Origin of the sequence: Corallococcus sp. CA041A, from assembly GCF_003612075.1 — a bacterium.
Taxonomy (GTDB): domain Bacteria; phylum Myxococcota; class Myxococcia; order Myxococcales; family Myxococcaceae; genus Corallococcus; species Corallococcus exiguus.
In genome coordinates, this window is the sequence record NZ_RAWF01000503.1 from 1 (window position 1) to 2,191 (window position 2,191).

Consider the following 2,191-nt stretch of genomic DNA (forward strand, 5'->3'; position numbering starts at 1 on the left):
CCCCCGGGCTGCCCCTTCAACGCGGAGTTCCTGCCGCCCAACCTGCGCAAGCACGTGGACCCCAACGCCCCCGTGCCCCTGCGGATGATGGCGGCCAAGTCCCTGGTGCCGCTCAATCCTGCGGACATGCTGGGCGCCCTCTACATGCTCACGTTCGACCCGGACGCGGGCGTGCGCGAGACGGCCGCCAAGACGTCCTCCGGCCTGCCGGACCGCATCCTCGGATCCGCGCTGCGCGACGAGGGCGTGCAGCCGCCCGTGCTGGGCTACTTCCTGGGCCTGCTCAAGGACAAGGAAGCCTACGCGGAGATGCTCGTCCTCAACTCGGAGACGCCGGACGACGCCGTGGCCAGCGTGGCCGGCACGTGCAGCCCGAAGGTGGCGGAGATCATCTCCCAGAACCAGCTGCGCCTGCTGCGCAACGAGGGCATCATCCGCGGCCTGTGCGCCAACCCCGGCGTCCCGGTGTCACTGGTGGACAGCATCTGCGACTTCGCGGTCCGCAGCGGCCTGGTGCTGGCGGACGTGCCCGCGATGCAGGCCGCGCGCGTGCGCATCTACGGCCCGCAGGCCGCCGCCGCGCCGCCGGATCCGGGCCCCACCGCGGAGGAGGTGCTCCAGGAGCTGGGCACGGAGGCGCAGGCCGAGGACGCCGCTCCCATGGAGGAGGGCAAGCGCATGACGCTCGCCCAGCGCATCATGAAGATGTCCATCGCGGAGAAGATCAAGCTGGGCACGCTGGGCAACAAGGAGGCCCGCTCCGCCCTCATCCGCGACACCAACAAGCTCGTCTGCGTGGCCGTCATCCGCAGCCCTCGCATCACCGACGGCGAGGTGCTCGCGTGCGCCGCGAACCGCGCCGTCAACGACGACGTGCTGCGCGTCATCTACAACAACCGCGAGTGGACGAAGATGCAGAAGGTGAAGCTCGCGCTGGTGAAGAACCCCAAGGTGCCGCTCACCGTCACCATGAAGTTCCTCAACACGCTGCGCGACGCGGAGCTGAAGGACCTGTCCCGCGACAAGAACGTGCCCGCCGCCGTGCAGTCCTTCGCCAAGAAGCTGCACGAGAAGAAGACGACCCCGAAGCAGCCCAGCAAGTAACCGGGGCGTGGAGTGGGGGAGGGCGGCACACAAGCCCGCGCCTTCCCCCGGTTTCGTCAGGCGGTACCGCGGTGCTTCAGGCCGCGGCTTCCTCGTCGGCGTCGTCGCCCACGGCGGTGCCCGGCTCGTCCAGCAGCTGCTGCGCGATGGCCAGCGCCTTCTTCGTCTTCTCGCGCAGCTTCTCGTCGCCCTTGATGCGCGCGTAGAGCTTCGTCACGCGCTCCTCGTTGCGCACCGCCGCCTGCTCCAGCTCGGTGATGCGCGCGCGCAGGCCGTCCGCCTCCGCGGCCGCCTGGGCGCTCTGGTTGGAGAGGTCCGCCTGGGACTGCTCCAGTTGGCCGCGCAGGCCGTCCAGCTCGCCACGCAGGCCGTCCAGCTCGCCGCGCAGACCTTCCAGCTCGCCCTGCGCCGCCTCCACCTGCGAGCGCAGCCCTTCGGCCTCGTCGCGCGCCGCCTGGAGGTCCGCGTCCTGCTGGGCCATCTGGGCTCGCAGGCTGTCCGCCTCGGCCACCATCTCCTGGGCCTGGGCCTGGTGCTGATCCAGCTCCGCCTGGAGCGTGCCCAGCTTCGCGGTGGCGCCGCGCGCCTCCTCCTTCGCGGTGGCCAGCTGCTGATCCACGCGCTTGCGCTCCGTGGTGAGCTGCTCGGTGCGCGTGGTGAGCGTCTTGATCTGCGCGTCGCGGCGGTTCAGCTCCTCGTCGGAGGTGGAGGCCTTCTGCTCCAGCTCCAGGTGCTGATCCTTCAGCTCGATGATCTCCTGGTCCTTCTGGTTCAGCTCCGACTTGAGCCGCAGGATCTCCTTGTCGCGCTTGTTGACGGTGTCACGCAGCGCGAACGTGTCCTTGTCGCTCTTGCCGGAGGTGGAGCGGGACGCCTCCAGCTCCGTGGCCTTCGCCTGGAGCTCGGACTCCAGCGACTGCACGCGGTCCTCGACCTGCGTCGTCTCCGCGCGCGAGTCCTCCAGCGCGCTCTGCAGCTCCGCCACCTTCGCGCGCAGGTTGCGCAGCTCCGCCAGATCCGCGGCGGACGGGCCCGGGGCGGCGGCCGGCGTCACCGGAGCGGCGACGGCGGCGGGGCGGGCAGCGGC

General features: G+C 70.7%; 1 protein-coding gene and 1 pseudogene. One reads left to right on the forward strand and one right to left on the reverse strand.

Translation table 11 applies throughout. From position 1 onward, the window contains the following. Positions 1-1,104: hypothetical protein (locus tag D7V77_RS41660; RefSeq protein WP_233597557.1), on the forward strand; the 1,104-nt coding region annotated here is incomplete at its 5' end. Positions 1,105-1,180: 76 nt separating this feature from the next. On the opposite strand, the pseudogene D7V77_RS41665 reads toward D7V77_RS41660, so the two are convergent. After that, positions 1,181-2,191 (reverse strand): annotated as a pseudogene (locus D7V77_RS41665) (hypothetical protein); the annotation flags it as partial.